This is a genomic window from Aquimarina sp. RZ0 (assembly GCF_008370685.1).
GTDB lineage: Bacteria > Bacteroidota > Bacteroidia > Flavobacteriales > Flavobacteriaceae > Aquimarina.
Genome location: NZ_VTZU01000209.1, coordinates 1 through 1,538, shown reverse-complemented (window position 1 = coordinate 1,538; position 1,538 = coordinate 1). Strand labels below are relative to the sequence as shown.

Genomic DNA, 1,538 nt, shown 5'->3' with positions numbered 1-1,538 from the left:
CGTTGACAAACATTAAAAAACAGAAAATGAGAAAATATATTATCATCTTTATTTTAATAAACCTCTTACTATCATGTAATGAGGATGAAAACACTTCAGTAATAGAAGTTACAACTGAAGATTTTAAAATATCGATGGAAGAAAACCCTAATCCTATGCAGGAAATAGGTTATATTATTGGTTCTTCAAATAAAGGAAATGTAACTTTTGAAATTGAGTCTCAAAATCCTAACAATGCTTTTTCAATTGATGCTGAAAGTGGTTTGTTAATAGTTGCTGATGTGACGAAATTTGATTACGAAACCTATTCAGTAATCACGGGAGTTATAAAAGTTTCAAATCAAAATATTAACGAATTTGCTACAGTAACAATAACATTAAATGATGTACAAGATATTATTATTACAACTGAAGATTTTGAAATTACTATTAATGAAGGTCCACAAAATCAAGAAATTTTAGGGATTGTAGAGGCAACCACAAATCAAGGACAATTGAGTTTTAATATAATTGAACAAAACCCTAATAATGCATTTAGTATTAATGAAGTAACAGGGGAATTAAAAGTTGAAAACACAGGGCTTTTTAATTATGAAACCAATCCAATTGTTAAGGGAATTGTAGAAATTAAAAATGGAAATGTTTCAGCCATTTCAGATATAACTATTAACCTCTTAGATGTTGAAGAAAAATTTTTATTGTTAAGTAGCATTAATTCAACATTTAATTTTTCAAGATATGACATAGGAGACCAAAACCATGAAATTCGTTACGAGAACGGTGAAATAAATTCTTGGTTCAACCAATATGGTGTGCTTTCCTATAATATGAGATTTGTAACGGATAATAATTTAATTATCAACCATGATCAATTTATAGTAGATCGAGGTACTTCTTGTAATTTTCAATATACTATATCTTATGATAACTTTAACAGAATAACAAATATAGGATTCGTAGGTGAGGGTTGTGAATTTTATCTCAAATACAATATAGATTATGATGGAAGTACAGTTAATTTTATTGATCAAATTAATACTAATCACAAGAGCATTGTCTTAAATAGTAACGATCAAATTGTAAACTATAAATTTAATTCATATTCAGTTGATTTTATTTACAACGATGACAATTTAATAAATATGTCTGACAGTAATGGAGGTTCTGTCACCTACGAATATGACAGTTATAGAAATCCATTCAGGTTAGATGAAACATTAAATTTTGCCCAAATTCAGGATTTCATTAATGTAATTCGAGGTGATTTTCTTATTGCGGATATTGGTCTTCTTCCTGACAGATCGAATAATTTTCTCAGAAATAGAAATAATATTGTGAGATTAGTAAGGTCGAATGTTAATTCAGAAATAGAAATTAATTATCATTATAATTACAATTCAGATGATTATCCGATAAATAAAATCATGGATATTGGAAATGGAGTGGCAGAATACTTTTATGAATAATCAACATTTGTCAACAGTTTGTATAGTTCATTTGCACCCTTCGGGATGCAAACGTACCATACAATAGACGTT

1 protein-coding gene is annotated in these 1,538 nt (G+C 28.0%); it reads left to right on the top strand.

Annotated features, from left to right (window positions below; genetic code table 11):
• Window positions 1-1,466, top strand: a 1,466-nt coding sequence (locus tag F0000_RS27275) for a cadherin repeat domain-containing protein (protein ID WP_223148958.1), incomplete at its 5' end; no start/stop codon positions are given.
• Window positions 1,467-1,538 lie beyond the last annotated feature (72 nt).